Genomic DNA, 14,195 nt, shown 5'->3' with positions numbered 1-14,195 from the left:
CTGCGCCGCGAGTTGATCTAGGCCTGCTCGAAGTCGGGGGCCTCGATGAGCTCGAGTGTTCCGACGACCACGGTGCGCATCGACCACAGGAACATCCCGTCGGGTCCACGGTCGACCGTGTCGTAGGCCCCCGGCAGTGTGTCCAGGTCGGTGCGCGCCGCGATCGCGTCGTCGTATTCACGATCGCGTCGAGCAGAGTTGTAGACCATCTCGGCCAAGGCCAGCGCATGCTCGCAGACGGTGATGACAGCCCACGTCGCCTGCTTCGGAGTGAGGTCGTATCGAGTTCGATAGCGCGTCTGCACCGAGTCGGCCATACGGATGGCGTCGATCGAGCTGGGAGTAAGGCCGATCAGATACTCCGCGATACCCGGGTTGGAGTGAACCAGCTCGCGCATCGCGGAAGCGAGGGCCAGCAACGCGTCGTGCATCGATTCGTCGTCACCGGGAAGCGGCGGCGACCACCTGCGCAGAATCTCCTCCGCCACGAGGGCCTTGAGTGAACAAAGATCGTCGATGTTGTTGTAGATCGCGACGATCGACACGCCCAGGCTTTCGGCCACCGACTTGACCGACACCTTCGGCAGCGTCAGCGCAATACCCGCCTCGGCCATGGTCTGAGGCGTCACCCGACGCTTGCGAGGGGAGGGGCTCGCAGGCTGATCCATTCCGCAAGACTACGTGCGCTCAGTACTGACAGATGTTCAGGCGCGGGGCTCTAGAATCGCATCGTGTCCTTCTCTTCCGCACTACCCGCGACCGACAGGGATCGGACGCTGGTCGAACTGGCCAGGCAGACAATCGATTCGTCGACGGATGCGGGACCTGATGAGGACGGCATCCACACGATGGGTGCGGCGGTGAGAGTGGCGGACGGCCGAACCTTCGCCGGGGTGAATCTCTATCACTTCACCGGTGGCCCGTGCGCAGAGACAGTCGCGCTTGCCGCGGCTCGGGCGGCCGGTGCGACCGAGCCGACGCACATCGTGGCGGTCGGCAACCACGGGCGCGGGGTGAAGAGCCCGTGCGGCAAGGATCGTCAGATCTTCGCCGACCTCTATCCCCTGATGCGGGTCATCATCGATTCGCCCGACGGCCTCGTCAGCGTTCTTGCCGGCGAACTGCTCCCCGCCGGATACGACCATCGCGCGGAGCAACGCTGATCCTCGTTACCGAGGACGAACCGTGCGGCATCGCCGGAAGGCACTGCGCTGAGTGTCCACCATTCGTCACCGCAGGCGCGATCCCGTGTCTGCCGCGAAATTGTGGACACTCAGGTCGGTAGGTCGATTCGACGCGCAGTGAATCACAGCGATCCAAGGTGCGGCTACGCTGGTGTTCGCTTCGACCCACGCGAGAGGACGACACAGTGCAACCCGGTGAACAGCCCGACATGGCATCGATCCTGCAGCAGGCCCAGCAGATGCAGCAGCAGCTGATGGCGGCGCAGGCCGAGATCGCGGAAACCGAAGTGACCGGCCAGGCGGGCGGTGGCCTCGTGGTCGCCACCGTCAAGGGAACCGGTGAGGTGGTCGGACTGACCATCGACCCCAAGGTCGTAGACCCGAGCGACGTCGAGACTCTGCAGGACCTGGTGATCGGCGCGATCGCCGATGCGTCTCGCGCGGCTCAGGCCGTCGCGAGCGAGAAGATGGGCCCCCTCGCTGGTGGTCTCGGAGGCATGCCCGGCCTTCCCGGGTTCTGAGCGGTGTACGAAGGTCCCGTACAGGATCTGATCGACGAACTCGGCAAGTTTCCCGGAGTCGGTCCGAAGAGCGCTCAGCGCATAGCTTTTCACCTCCTGAGCGTCGAACCTCCCGAGGTGGATCGGCTCATGCGCGCGCTGCAGCGCATTCGCGACGGTGTGCAGTTCTGCATCGTCTGCGGCACGGTCTCGGACAAGGAACTATGTCGAATCTGCGCGGACTCACGTCGTGACAGATCGATGATCTGCGTCGTCGAAGAGCCCAAAGATGTCCAGGCCGTGGAACGTACACGAGAGTTCAAGGGCCGCTACCACGTACTCGGCGGAGCGCTCGACCCACTGAACGGAGTGGGGCCGGATCAGCTCCGAATCCGAGAGTTGTTGACCCGCGTCGGAACCCAGGACGACGGCGTCGACGTCACCGAAGTCATCATCGCCACCGACCCCAACACCGAGGGCGAAGCCACTGCCACGTATCTGGTCCGCATGATGCGTGACTTCCCCGGCCTGGCCATCACTCGCCTCGCCTCTGGCCTGCCCATGGGCGGAGACCTCGAATTCGCTGATGAGTTGACGTTGGGGCGCGCGTTGACGGGGCGTCGGCGCATGTAGAGCGGCTTCGCCGCACGTGCACGAAACCTCGTAGCAGGGGTCGAGTTTCCACTCACGACCCGAGGTTATGCACACCCTGTGGATAGATTGTGACGTGGGCGCTGGAAACCGGCCATCCTGAGGTCCATGAGGACAAGACCAGCGGGTACCTGGCAGCGATTATTGGACGAGCAGCACGGAATCATCACCACGAAACAGATGCATGCTTTCGGCGTCAACAAGGATTCGATCAACCACTACGTGCAAACCGGGCAGTGGCTGAGAGTGTTTCGTGGAGTCGTCTCGGTGACCAATGGGCCGCTGACTCGTGAGATGCAATTATCTGCAGCGCTGCTGTACGCAGGGCGGGGAGCGTTGCTCAGTCACACCACCGCCGCGGAGGAATGGGGGTGGGTTCGGCCTGGGGCAGGCCCGGTTCACGTCACCGTTCCGTACGGATGCTCGGCCACCAGCAAGCCGCCGACGATGAGACACGCCAAGCAGAACTTCACCTCGGAAAGCAACGAACAAATCCATCCCGGCGTTGTCGTCCACCGTTCCCGAGCCATGGGACACATCAGTGTCGAGACGAATCCGGCGCGAACGAGCGCTGTCGATACGGTCCTCGATCTCGTTGTCGCAGAGCCGACGTCGAGGCAAGCGACGATCACATTGGTCTCGGCGATGTCTTCGGGTGGCGTGAACGTCGCGGCCATGACGAGCAAGGTCGAAGTCCGGCGACCGATGCGCTACCTCAAACCGATTCTGCACACGCTGGCTCTCATGCGCGACGGAGTCCATTCTGCACTCGAATACCGTTACGTACTCGACGTCGAGCAGGCACACGGTCTGCCGGTCGGGCAGCGGCAGGCCCCGGTATTCGTTGACGGCCGACAGCTTTTCGAGGACATTCGCTACCAGATCTGCGACCTCATCGTCAGGCTGGACGGCCAGGCCTTCCACTCTGCCAAGCAGCGGCGATTTCGCGATCGCAGACGTGACAATGCCGCGGAGCTGAGGAACCTGCCGCGGTTGATGTACGGCTGGCACGAAGTGGCCGACGACCCGTGCGGTGTGTACCGCGAGGTCCGCGAGGTGCTGGTCAGAGAGGGTTGGACCGACGCGTCGTATCCGTGTGACCGTTGCGCCTTGTGAGTGGAAGTTCGTAGTGGGCTACGAGTTTTCGTTCACGTGCGGCGCAGCCGCTCCTTGCGCAGCTCCGCAACCTCCGGCAGCTCGAGTGGAGCGAGAGTGGTGCCCAATGCACGCTCCAGCAGATAGTCCGCCAATTCCGGGTTCCGGGCGAGAACCGGGCCGTGCATGTACGTGCCGATCACCGAACCCTGCACGACGCCTTCGCGTCCGTCGCCGACACCGTTGCCGACACCGTGGGTGACCTTGGCCAACGGGGACGCATCCAGGCCGAGAGTCGTTCCGCCGCGGTGGTTCTCGAAACCGGTGAGCTTCTGAGTGAGTCCTTCGAGCGCGGGTTCGGTGACGACTTCACCGATCGAACGCGTCGCCTGCGGTGCGGTGGTGACGTCGAAGAGCGAGATGCCGTCGACGCGTTCGCCGGCAGAGGTTTCGTACCAGTGGCCGAGGACCTGGATCGCGGCGCAGATGGCGAGCACGGGCGCTCCGCGGGCAGCGGCGTTCTGTAGTCCGGGGTATCGGGTGAGGTGACGCGTCGCCAGGCGTTGAGCCGAATCCTCGGCTCCACCAAGGGTGTACACGTCGAGTGAATCGGGGACCGGATCGCTGAGGGTGATCTGCACGACCTCGGCGTCGATGTCTCGCATCCGAAGCCGCTGACGAAGAATGAGCGCGTTGCCGTTGTCGCCGTAGGTGCCCATCACATCGGGCAGGACCAGACCGATGCGGACGGTGGACTCAGACATTCTTCACCTCACGTGCCAGCGCGCGCCCGAGGTCGCGGAACGCAGTGTAATTGGCAAGCACTTCGACGCGCCCCGGCGGACAGGACGCGATGGCCTGCAACGGATCTGCGATGGTGGTGTGCTGCGAGCCCGCGTACAGCAGGCGAACTCCGAGGTCGGTCGCGCGCTCACCGGCGGCGACGACGGCGACGTTCTCGAAATGCTCGAAGCGGACATCCCACAGCCACGACAGGTCTTCACCGTCGGGTACCTGCCCGTTGACGGCGATGACGAGGCCATCGCAGGTGGGGTCGATCATCGACAGCGCCTCCTGCCAGCCGGCAGGGTTCTTCGCGAGAAGCATTCGGACGGAATGGGATCCGTACTGGATGGTGGAGTAGCGTCCGGCGACTTCGTCGACGCTCGACGCGGCGGCGACGGCATCTTCCGCGCTCGCGCCGAGGGTCACTGCGGCGGCCACGGCCTGAGCTGCGTTGCCGCGGTTGGCTTTTCCTGGCAGTGACAACGTCATCGGCAGGACGAGTCCGTCGGGCCCGTAGAGATTCTCGTCGTCGAGCCACCAGTCCGGCGTCGGGCGCTTGAAGTCGCTGCCGGTGCTGTACCAGTGCTCGCCCTCCCACAGGATGGGCTCGCCCGTGCGCGGGCAGCTGACCGAATCGCCTGCCCATCCACCGCCGGCTGCGACCCAGACGACGTTCGGTGCGTCGAATGCTGCCGAGGTGACGAGGACGTCGTCGCAGTTGGCGATGACGACGGTCTCGGGATGCCGGGCCAGTCCGGCGCGCAGTTTGCGTTCGATCATGTTGATCTCGCCCACGCGGTCGAGCTGATCGCGACTGAGGTTGAGCAACACGATGGCCGCCGGTTCCACCTCGTCGGAGACATGGGGGACGTGCAGCTCGTCGACCTCGAGAGCAGCCAGTTCGGCATCGAAGTGAGCATGCAGGGCCGCGACGATGCCGGCATCCATGTTCGCGCCGTCGGCCTGGGTGGCGACATCGCCCAGGGTGGCCAGGGCAGCGGCCGTCATACGCGTGGTGGTGGACTTGCCGTTGGTGCCGGTGACGATGACGGTGCGTCGTCCGCGACCGAGCCCGCCGAGGATGTTCGGATCGATCTTGAGGGCGACGAGTCCGCCGATCATCGATCCCTTACCTCGACCCGCTTTGCGAGACGCCCAGGTCGCCAGCTCCGCCGCGCGCAGTGCCACACGGCCACGTGCACCGATACGTCTGCGCTCACCCACTTCAACCATCCGCCGAGTCTGGCACAGAAGAGCGTGCAGTTTCACGTCGGCGGTTTCTACCCCTCGGTCATTCCGCAGGCTCCACTCCCGCTACCCCCGGGTCGTTCCGCAGGCTCCACTCCCGCTACCCCCGGGTCGTTCCGCAGGCTCCACTCCCGCCCTATTGGGTCATTCCGCAGGCTCCACTCCCGCCTCTCACACCGGTGCTTTCTCCCGAACTTCGACCGACCTTCGCACGGCCATGCCGCCGAGGCATCCGCCGATCACGACTACTCCACCGATCAGTGCGAGCACGGACGGGTTCTCGCCCAGGAAAATCCAGGCACCGGCGATTCCGACAACGGGAACCAGCAGTGAGAACGGCGCGACCAGTCCGGCGGGGTTGCGGCTCATCAGGATGCTCCAGAGACCGCTGCCGATGATGGTGGCGGGAATCACGATGTAGGCCAACGCGACCAACCCTGGCCAGCCTTGCGGACCGAACGACTCCGTCAGCGCATGCCAGCCGGTGCTCGGGCCCTCGAAGATCGCGGACAGCGCCAGCATCGGCAGCGGCGGAACGACGGTCATCCACAGCATCAGCGTCATCGGCGAATCGGACTTGGCGAGTCGGTTTCCCAGATTGCCGAACGCCCAGCCGAGGCCGGCGAGGAGGGTGAGGATCACCGGGAGCAGGGAGGCGTTCTGGGCGCGGTCCCATCCGATCAGGACCATTCCGAGGACGGCGACCGCGATGCCGATCGCCTGTCTGCGAGAGACGTGTTCGCGCAGCAGAACAGCGCCGAGAACAACGGTGAACGGGGCGGACGACTGCAGCACGAGTGACGCCAATCCGGTGGGCATGCCTGCTGCCATCGCCGCGAACAGGAATGCGAACTGCAGGAATCCGAACCCGAAGCCGTAGAGCAGCAACCACTTCAGCGGCACTTTCGGCCTGGGGACGAACAGGACGACCGGGATGGCGATGACCAGGAAGCGCAACGCGCCGAAGAAGAACGGCGGAAAATGATCGAGTCCGATGCGAATGGCGAGGAAGTTCAGTCCCCACAGCACGGCGACGGTCAATCCGAGGAGGCGGTCGCGAGTGGTCATGGCGTCCATCGTGTCCGCTGCAAATGATCAGCACAATCGAATATATCCGCATCAACAGTTAAGATTTACTGCATGAATGTCGAGCGGTTGCGGATCCTCGCGGAACTCGCCGACCGTGGAACTGTCGCAGCGGTGGCCGACGCGATGTCGATGACCCCCTCGGCGGTATCCCAGCAACTCAAGCTGCTGGCCAGGGAAGCGGGTGTGACGCTCCTCGAACCGGACGGTCGCCGGCTCCGACTGACCGACGCGGGACGCGCTCTGGTGCTGCGTACCGACGAGGTGCTCGCTGCGGTCGGCCGCGCTAGAGCCGAGATGGATCGGTACCGTGCGTCCCCGCGGGGACGCGTCCGAGTCGCGCTGTTCCCGTCCGGTGCTGCTCTGCTGCTGCCCGGGGTGCTGACGCGGTTGGGTAACTCGGACGTCGACATCGAGGCACGCGACGAGGACCTGCCTGCATCCTCGGTGCCGGAACTGTTGGCCGACTACGACGTGGTGCTCACCCACCGCGACGAGCGGGCCCCGTCGACCGCAGGCCCGCGCATCGAAGTGACGACCCTGATGCGCGAGCCCATCGATCTGGTGCTCCCGCCCGATCACGGCCTGGCGCAACATGAATCGATAGACCTCAGGGACCTGGTCGACGAACGATGGATCAGTGTCCGCGGCGGATTCCCGGTCGACGACGTGCTGCTCTCGGTAGCCGCGGCCACCGGCGTCGAACCCCGAGTGGTTCAGCGCGTGAACGATTTTCGCGTCACCGAGGTGTTGGTGGCGGCCGGTCACGGCGTGGCACTGATGCCGCGGTACGCCGTGGTGCATCCCGGTCTGGTGCGTCGAGAACTGTCCGGCGTTCGGGCCGGGCGCATCTACGAACTCGCGACCAGGCCCGACGCTCGACGCCTACCGGCGATCGCGGCCGTGCTCGACGCGTTCCGGGCGGAGGCAGACCTCAGGACAGAGCTTTGGCCTTCAGCGTCCTGAACTCGTCCTGATCGATGGTTCCGTTGTCCAGCAACGTCTTTGCGTGTGCGATCTCCTCCGATGCGGACCGACCGGCCACTTCTTTGATGTAGTTCTCCTGCTGGTCCTTGGCGTGCTGCAGGGCGGCAACCTGACGCTCGGCCATGTTGCCGCCGTTCACGATGAGGTAGATCAGCGCGGTGAAGAACGGCGCGATGATGAGGAAGAGCACCCACGCGGCTTTCACGAGCCCGGATGCTTTGTGGTTTCGGAAGAGGTCTCCGATGATCGACAGCATCACCATGAGGTAAGCCACGAATGCGAAACCGACGATGAGAAGCCAGAGAAAATCCCAGAAAGAATCCATGGCGAACTTCCATTCCCTAAAGTGCCCCGACGGCAGGTTCATTGTCGCACGCGGCGTACCAGCTGAGCGTCGATAAACAGCGAAAAGCCGCCCATTCGTGATGATATGGGCGGCTTTTCGTCGAGCAGAGAATCTATTTCAGTGCGCGGTTCACAGCCGACACCACGGCACGCAGTGACGCGGTGGTGATCGACGTCGCGATGCCGACGCCCCAGACGGTGGTGGCGACACCGGCAGGAGAGGTGACCGAGGCCTCGACGTAGGCCGCGGCCTGGGCGTCGTCGCCGGCGGACATGGCGTGCTCGGAGTAGTCGAGGACGCTGACGTCGTATCCGATGGTGGACAGTGCGTCGACGAACGAGGCGAGGGGGCCGTTGCCGGATCCGGAGATCTCCTGCTCCACGCCGTCGACCTTGACCGTCGCGGTGATCGTGTCGGTGCCACCGTCGTGCTCGGCCGCGATGACCGACTGCTTGATGCGCTCGAGGGGGCGGATCGGGGTCAGGTACTCCTCGGCGAAGACGTCCCACATCTCCTTGGGCGAGACCTCGCCGCCCTCACCGTCGGTGATGCGCTGGACGGCCTGGGAGAACTCGATCTGGAGTCGACGCGGCAGGTTCAGGCCGTGATCGGACTTCATGATGTACGCGACGCCGCCCTTGCCGGACTGCGAGTTGACGCGAATGACGGCCTCGTAGGTGCGACCGACGTCCTTCGGGTCGACGGGCAGATACGGGACCTGCCAGGTGACGTCTCCGATGTCCGAACCCTGTTCGTCCGCAGTGACTTTCATCGCGTCCAGGCCCTTGTTGATGGCGTCCTGGTGGCTGCCGGAGAAGGCGGTGTAGACCAAGTCGCCGCCGTAGGGGTGACGCTCGGCGACGGGAAGTTGGTTGCAGTACTCCACGGTTCGACGGACCTCGTCGATGTTGGAGAAGTCGATCTGCGGATCGACACCGCGGGTGAACAGGTTCAACCCGAGCGTGACCAGGCAGACGTTGCCGGTGCGCTCGCCGTTGCCGAACAGGCAGCCCTCGATGCGATCCGCACCGGCCTGGTAGCCGAGTTCTGCTGCGGCAACACCGGTTCCGCGGTCGTTGTGCGGGTGCAGTGACAGTACGATGCTGTCGCGCCGATCGAGGTTGCGGCTCATCCACTCGATCGAGTCGGCATAGACGTTGGGTGTCGCCATCTCGACTGTCGCAGGCAGATTCAGGATCAGCGGCTTGGCGGGAGTGGGATCGATGATCGCGGTGACCGCGTCGCACACCTCTTTGGCGTAGGACAGTTCGGTGCCGGTGTAGGACTCGGGGGAGTACTCGTAGCGCCAGTCGGTATCGGGGAACTTGGCTGCTTCTTCGAGGACCTTGCGGGCACCGTCGGTGGCGATCTTCTTGATGACGTCACGCTCGGCCCGGAACACCACTCGGCGCTGCAGGATGGACGTCGAGTTGTAGAAGTGCACGATGACGCTGCGGGCACCCTCGCACGCGACGAAGGTGCGCTCGATCAGCTCGGGACGGCACTGCGTCAGCACCTGGATGGTGACGTCGTCGGGGATCGCGCCGTCCTCGATGATCTCGCGGACGAAGTCGAAGTCGGTCTGACTGGCCGACGGGAAGCCGACCTCGATCTGCTTGTAGCCCATGCGAACCAGCAGGTCGAACATGCGGCGCTTGCGGGCCGGGCTCATCGGATCGATCAGCGCCTGGTTGCCGTCGCGCAGATCGACGGCGCACCACTGCGGGGTGCGGTCGATGATCTTGTCCGGCCACGTGCGGTCGGGAAGGGTGACGTGCTCGACCTCCTCGGCGAACGGCCGGTAACGGTAGGTCGGCATCGAGGAGTTCTTCTGGGTGTTCCAGGCGGGCTGGTCGCTTGGTGCGGGCCGCGAGGGCGGGGTGATGGTGCGAGTTCCCGAGGTGAATGCGTCGGCTGGTGACATGGTCTTCGTCTCTCCGTACAGATCAGAGCAATGTGTTCGACCGGCGCAACGAACCCCGCGACGGGAAGCCAGTCTGGTCTCAGACCCCGTCGCGGCTGTTAAGAAGGAGAGCTCGCAGCATGGGCTGAGTGTACTACCGCGCGCCGACCGCCTACCCCAGGGTTGACGAGTGGAATTCTGCAGTTGCTGCATCGACTCTGCGCTGCCAGTGCCCGATGTCATTCATTCGTCCGACGTCGGTGATCGTCCAGCAGTGCGCGAGGAGTTCGTACCCGAGGCGATCGACCTCGGCATGCTGCGACCACACCCGATGAGCCCACCGCCGATCGTTGTGTGCGGCCTCGGCACCGGCCAACGCGGACCCGACCAGCTCGAACTGGACGTCGCGCCGGGCGGTGAGAGCGCTCGATCCGGCCACGTCCTCGGTGCGCAACACCGTCAGCAGATCGGCGCTGAGCGTCAGGACTCGGCCGTCGGACCACTGCAATGCGCGCCTGAACGCCCCGGGAAGCAGCAGCCACAGCGCAGCGAAGGCCAGAGCGACGCCCACCGTGGTTTCCACGATCCGGTCCACGACGATGTCCTCCAGCACAGCTCCCGGATGTGTCAGTGTCCCCATCAGCAGGGCGAGCGGAGTGATGAACGTGACGGCCAACCCGTAGTTGCGCGCCACCGACACCTCGATCGCGAACTGCAACACCATCAACACCACGATGACGGCCAGACCGGTCAGCGGCGAGAGGAAGATGGCGGAGAACAGGGCCACCCCCGCGAGGGTTCCGCCGAGCCGCTGCAGGCCGCGATAGGTGCCGTGCACCCGGTCGGGACCCTGTTGCAGCACCAGGACGGCACCGAGGATCGCCCAGTCCGGTCGGCTCAGATCCAGCGCGACGCTGATCCCGCCTGCCGCCGCTGCCGCGCAGAAGACCCTGATCGCCGTGGACGATGCGTGTGAATCCCGGTGCAGCGAGCGCCGCAACCGGTAGGCGATGCTCGGCCTCGCCAGCGGCAGCTGATCCGGCACCGAGTCGACTGCCTGGTCGGCATCCATGCCTCGAGAGGTAGTGGCCGCGAACGCCCGATGGGCGTCGAACAGCCTCTGCACCAGCACCGGCCTCGACGACAACCGTGCAGCACCGGCGTCGTACACGGCGGCCCAGGCTGCGTGCAGACGCGCGGCCGCGACGTGACGATCGGCGGCAGACGGCGTCGGCGAGCTCGTGTATTTCTCGATCGCGCCCACCGCGGCTCCGACGGCCTCGCGCTCGGGTCCTCGCGGATCCCAAAGCACCCCGGACATCGACACCAGCAGCGCCGACGCGACGCCGATCGCCGCGCAGACCGCTCCGTGAACGGCGCCGATGCCGGCCCCGGGGATGTACGACGACACCGCGCACACCAGCACGAAGAAGAACGCACCCGGCGGTCCGAGTCGCAGCGCAGCGATGACGTAGACCGCCACGAGAGCCAGGAGCGAGAGCAGGGTCACCGGGATCATCTGCGCCCATCCGGTACTCCCGAGATCGAGCGCCACCTGCCCGGCCGTCGCCCCGAGCCACACCGACGCCACCAGTGCGCCGCCCGCGGTCAGGACGACCCACCAACGCGAACGATAGGGACGCCCCTCGCCGTAGATGACGGCGAAACTGCCCGAGACCACCAGCAGGGCCTCGGTGTGGAACCCGAGAACCCACGCCGCGATCGCGGGGATACCGAACGCCAGAGCCGAGCGCAGTCCACCCGGCCAGCGACGGCCGACGGCAGGGAGCCCGAAGAGCACCCGCAGACCTCGCGGGGGTGGGGGTGGGCGGTGCTCGGGAAGGGTCACCCGAACATGTTAGGTCAGGTGTATCCGCAGGCGAACCGCCCTAAAGTCCCAGCTCGGAGCTACCCGGGCCACTGCTCGGGGCATTCGCTCGGTAGGGTTACCCCGGAACAATCGCCCGATTGTCGGCTATCCAGCGGAGGTAAACAGGCGTGGCTCTCATCGTCCAGAAGTACGGTGGATCGTCGGTGGGAACCGCCGAACGTATCCGACGCGTCGCTGAACGAATCGTCGAGACCAAGAAGGCAGGCAACGACGTCGTCGTGGTCGTGTCGGCCATGGGCGACACCACCGACGAACTACTCGACCTGGCCCAGCAGGTGTGCCCGGCCCCGCCGGCCCGCGAGATGGACATGCTGCTCACCTCGGGTGAACGCATCTCCAACGCGCTGGTCGCGATGGCCATCCACTCGCTCGGTGCCGAGGCCCGGTCGTTCACCGGCTCCCAGGCAGGCGTCGTCACCACCAGCGTGCACGGCAACGCCAAGATCATCGACGTCACCCCCGGCCGCGTGCGCAGCGCCCTCGACGAGGGTTCGATCGTGCTCGTCGCCGGATTCCAGGGCGTCAGCCAGGACAGCAAGGACGTCACGACGCTCGGTCGCGGTGGGTCCGACACCACCGCCGTCGCGCTCGCCGCGGCCCTGAACGCCGACGTCTGCGAGATCTACACCGACGTCGACGGCATCTTCACCGCCGATCCGCGCATCGTGCCCAACGCCCGGCACCTCGACACCGTCTCGTTCGAGGAGATGCTGGAGATGGCCGCCTGCGGCGCGAAGGTGCTCATGCTGCGCTGCGTCGAATACGCGCGTCGCTACAACGTTCCTGTTCACGTGCGCTCGTCGTACACCACGAAACCCGGAACGATCGTCTCCGGATCTATGGAGGACATTCCAGTGGAAGAAGCAATTCTCACCGGCGTCGCACACGATCGCAGCGAGGCGAAGGTCACCGTCGTCGGCTTGCCCGACACCCCCGGCTACGCCGCCAAAGTGTTTCGCGCGGTGGCGGATTCCGAGATCAACATCGACATGGTGTTGCAGAACGTGTCCAAGATCGACACCGGCAAGACCGACATCACCTTCACCTGCCCCAAGGCCGACGGCCCGACGGCAGTGGAGAAGCTCACCAAGCTCCAGGCCGAGATCGGCTTCGCTCAGGTGCTCTACGACGACCACATCGGCAAGGTCTCCCTCGTCGGTGCAGGCATGAAGAGCCACCCCGGCGTCACCGCGACGTTCTGTGAGGCCCTCGCCGACGCCGGCATCAACATCGACCTGATCAGCACCTCGGAGATCCGTATCTCGGTGCTGTGCAGTGACACTCAGCTCGACGAAGCAGTACGCGCGCTGCACGCCGCCTTCGATCTGGGCGGCGACGAAGAAGCCGTCGTACACGCAGGGACAGGACGATAGACGATGACCACAGTTGCAGTCGTAGGAGCCACCGGCCAGGTCGGTGCCGTCATGCGAACCCTGTTGGAGGAGCGTAACTTCCCCGCCGACACCGTTCGATTCTTCGCCTCCGCCAGGTCCGCGGGCAAGAAGCTGCCGTTCCGCGGCGAGGAGATCGTCGTCGAGGACGCCTCCACCGCAGACCTCGCCGGAATCGACATCGCACTGTTCTCCGCGGGTGCAACTCTCTCGCGTGAGCAGGCACCGCGTTTCGCCGCAGCAGGTGCCACCGTTATCGACAACTCCTCGGCGTTCCGCAAGGACTCGGACGTGCCGCTGGTGGTCAGCGAGGTCAACCCCGAGGACGCGAAGAACCCGCCCCGCGGCATCATCGCCAACCCCAACTGCACCACCATGGCCGCGATGCCGGTGCTCAAGGTGCTGCACGACGAAGCAGGCCTGCAGCGCCTGATCGTCTCGAGCTACCAGGCCGTGTCCGGCAGCGGACTCGCCGGTGTCGAGGAGCTCGCCACCCAGGCGCGCGCCGTCATCGGCGACGTCGAAAAGCTGGTGCACGACGGTTCGTCGGTGGATTTCCCGGCCCCGAACAAGTACGTCGCGCCCATCGCCTTCAACGTCCTGCCGCTGGCCGGTGCGTTGGTGGACGACGGATCCGGCGAAACCGACGAGGACCAGAAACTGCGCAACGAATCGCGCAAGATCCTCGGCCTGCCCGACCTGCTGGTGAGCGGCACCTGCGTCCGCGTGCCCGTGTTCACCGGTCACTCGCTGTCGATCAATGCCGAATTCGCCAACCCGCTCTCGGTGGAACGCGCTCGTGAGCTGCTCGCCTCCGCCCCGGGCGTCTCTCTGGTCGACGTGCCGACGCCGTTGCAGGCCGCAGGCGCGGACGATTCCCTCGTCGGCCGGATCCGCCAGGACCCGGGTGTTCCCGAGGGCCGCGGATTGGCACTGTTCGTCTCGGGCGACAACCTGCGTAAGGGCGCGGCGCTCAACACGATTCAGATCGCCGAGCTGCTGGTCTGACGCCGTGGGCGGGGTGGGGGCCCCCCGGGGCGCCCAACCCCCCCCCCCCTCCCGTTCCGCGGGGGGCCACCCCGCGGGCGGCGGCGCTGTGGGCGGGGGCGGCGGCGCGACGCACCCGG

General features: G+C 65.6%; 14 protein-coding genes. 7 read left to right on the top strand and 7 right to left on the bottom strand.

The window, feature by feature from the left end:
• Positions 1-17 precede the first annotated feature (17 nt).
• On the bottom strand, positions 18-668 hold the full coding sequence (locus tag R3P93_RS13750) for a hypothetical protein (RefSeq protein WP_141215222.1): 651 nt from the start codon (positions 666-668) through the stop codon (positions 18-20).
• Between the two features lie 63 nt (positions 669-731).
• Between R3P93_RS13750 and R3P93_RS13745 the strand changes: the two genes are divergently transcribed.
• The 4 genes from R3P93_RS13745 to R3P93_RS13730 all read left to right on the top strand — a co-directional run bounded on the left by R3P93_RS13745 (position 732) and on the right by R3P93_RS13730 (position 3,451).
• Positions 732-1,163, top strand: a complete 432-nt coding sequence (locus tag R3P93_RS13745; protein ID WP_317533247.1) for a cytidine/deoxycytidylate deaminase family protein — start codon at positions 732-734, stop codon at positions 1,161-1,163.
• A 206-nt stretch (positions 1,164-1,369) separates the two neighbouring features.
• Positions 1,370-1,705 (top strand): YbaB/EbfC family nucleoid-associated protein, encoded by a 336-nt coding sequence (locus R3P93_RS13740; RefSeq protein WP_094638725.1) that lies wholly within the window; start codon positions 1,370-1,372, stop codon positions 1,703-1,705.
• A 3-nt stretch (positions 1,706-1,708) separates the two neighbouring features.
• Positions 1,709-2,317: a recombination mediator RecR gene (gene recR, locus R3P93_RS13735; protein WP_317533246.1), complete on the top strand. Its 609-nt coding sequence runs from the start codon at positions 1,709-1,711 to the stop codon at positions 2,315-2,317.
• Between the two features lie 126 nt (positions 2,318-2,443).
• Positions 2,444-3,451 (top strand): type IV toxin-antitoxin system AbiEi family antitoxin domain-containing protein, encoded by a 1,008-nt coding sequence (locus tag R3P93_RS13730; protein ID WP_317533245.1) that lies wholly within the window; start codon positions 2,444-2,446, stop codon positions 3,449-3,451.
• A gap of 32 nt (positions 3,452-3,483) precedes the next feature.
• On the opposite strand, the gene R3P93_RS13725 is transcribed toward R3P93_RS13730, so the two are convergent.
• From R3P93_RS13725 to R3P93_RS13715, 3 genes are all read right to left on the bottom strand, one after another.
• Positions 3,484-4,194 (bottom strand): type 1 glutamine amidotransferase, encoded by a 711-nt coding sequence (locus R3P93_RS13725; RefSeq protein WP_317533244.1) that lies wholly within the window; start codon positions 4,192-4,194, stop codon positions 3,484-3,486.
• Entirely contained in the window at positions 4,187-5,449 is a 1,263-nt protein-coding gene (locus tag R3P93_RS13720) for a Mur ligase family protein (protein WP_300519845.1), read from the bottom strand. The genes R3P93_RS13725 and R3P93_RS13720 overlap by 8 nt, the downstream gene beginning before the upstream one ends.
• Before the next feature lie 186 nt (positions 5,450-5,635).
• On the bottom strand, positions 5,636-6,532 hold the full coding sequence (locus R3P93_RS13715; protein ID WP_317533243.1) for an EamA family transporter: 897 nt from the start codon (positions 6,530-6,532) through the stop codon (positions 5,636-5,638).
• A gap of 72 nt (positions 6,533-6,604) precedes the next feature.
• Here R3P93_RS13715 and R3P93_RS13710 point away from each other — a divergent pair, with 72 nt between their 5' ends.
• Positions 6,605-7,516 carry a LysR family transcriptional regulator gene (locus R3P93_RS13710; protein WP_068053494.1) on the top strand — a complete coding sequence of 304 codons (912 nt, stop codon included), beginning with the start codon at positions 6,605-6,607 and terminating at the stop codon, positions 7,514-7,516.
• Here the strand turns inward: R3P93_RS13710 and R3P93_RS13705 are convergent.
• From R3P93_RS13705 to R3P93_RS13695, 3 genes are all read right to left on the bottom strand, one after another.
• Positions 7,485-7,862, bottom strand: a complete 378-nt coding sequence (locus tag R3P93_RS13705) for an SHOCT domain-containing protein (protein WP_094638721.1) — start codon at positions 7,860-7,862, stop codon at positions 7,485-7,487. The genes R3P93_RS13710 and R3P93_RS13705 overlap by 32 nt on opposite strands.
• Before the next feature lie 133 nt (positions 7,863-7,995).
• Positions 7,996-9,807 carry a 2-isopropylmalate synthase gene (gene leuA, locus R3P93_RS13700; protein WP_068053950.1) on the bottom strand — a complete coding sequence of 604 codons (1,812 nt, stop codon included), beginning with the start codon at positions 9,805-9,807 and terminating at the stop codon, positions 7,996-7,998.
• Positions 9,808-9,958: 151 nt separating this feature from the next.
• Positions 9,959-11,635 (bottom strand): FUSC family protein, encoded by a 1,677-nt coding sequence (locus R3P93_RS13695; RefSeq protein WP_141215221.1) that lies wholly within the window; start codon positions 11,633-11,635, stop codon positions 9,959-9,961.
• 149 nt (positions 11,636-11,784) lie between these two features.
• Here R3P93_RS13695 and R3P93_RS13690 point away from each other — a divergent pair, with 149 nt between their 5' ends.
• Both R3P93_RS13690 and R3P93_RS13685 read left to right on the top strand, forming a co-directional pair.
• Complete coding sequence (locus R3P93_RS13690; protein WP_032395287.1) at positions 11,785-13,050, top strand: aspartate kinase; 1,266 nt, start codon at positions 11,785-11,787, stop codon at positions 13,048-13,050.
• A gap of 3 nt (positions 13,051-13,053) precedes the next feature.
• Positions 13,054-14,076: an aspartate-semialdehyde dehydrogenase gene (locus R3P93_RS13685; protein ID WP_068054019.1), complete on the top strand. Its 1,023-nt coding sequence runs from the start codon at positions 13,054-13,056 to the stop codon at positions 14,074-14,076.
• Positions 14,077-14,195: the final 119 nt, after the last annotated feature.

Source organism: Rhodococcus cerastii, assembly GCF_033042195.1.
Taxonomy (GTDB): Bacteria; Actinomycetota; Actinomycetes; order Mycobacteriales; family Mycobacteriaceae; genus Rhodococcoides.
The sequence above is the reverse complement of the archived record's forward strand: the minus strand, read 5'-3'. Positions and strand labels throughout refer to the sequence as shown.

Excerpts from the sequence above, each read along its gene's own strand:
- R3P93_RS13750 (WP_141215222.1), bottom strand. The coding sequence starts at position 668 with ATGGATCAGCCTGCGAGCCCCTCCCCTCGCAAGCGTCGGGTGACGCCT.
- R3P93_RS13730 (WP_317533245.1), top strand. The coding sequence starts at position 2,444 with ATGAGGACAAGACCAGCGGGTACCTGGCAGCGATTATTGGACGAGCAG.
- R3P93_RS13725 (WP_317533244.1), bottom strand. The coding sequence starts at position 4,194 with ATGTCTGAGTCCACCGTCCGCATCGGTCTGGTCCTGCCCGATGTGATG.
- R3P93_RS13720 (WP_300519845.1), bottom strand. The coding sequence starts at position 5,449 with ATGGTTGAAGTGGGTGAGCGCAGACGTATCGGTGCACGTGGCCGTGTG.
- R3P93_RS13715 (WP_317533243.1), bottom strand. The coding sequence starts at position 6,532 with ATGACCACTCGCGACCGCCTCCTCGGATTGACCGTCGCCGTGCTGTGG.
- R3P93_RS13710 (WP_068053494.1), top strand. The coding sequence starts at position 6,605 with ATGAATGTCGAGCGGTTGCGGATCCTCGCGGAACTCGCCGACCGTGGA.
- R3P93_RS13705 (WP_094638721.1), bottom strand. The coding sequence starts at position 7,862 with ATGGATTCTTTCTGGGATTTTCTCTGGCTTCTCATCGTCGGTTTCGCA.
- leuA (WP_068053950.1), bottom strand. The coding sequence starts at position 9,807 with ATGTCACCAGCCGACGCATTCACCTCGGGAACTCGCACCATCACCCCG.
- R3P93_RS13685 (WP_068054019.1), top strand. The coding sequence starts at position 13,054 with ATGACCACAGTTGCAGTCGTAGGAGCCACCGGCCAGGTCGGTGCCGTC.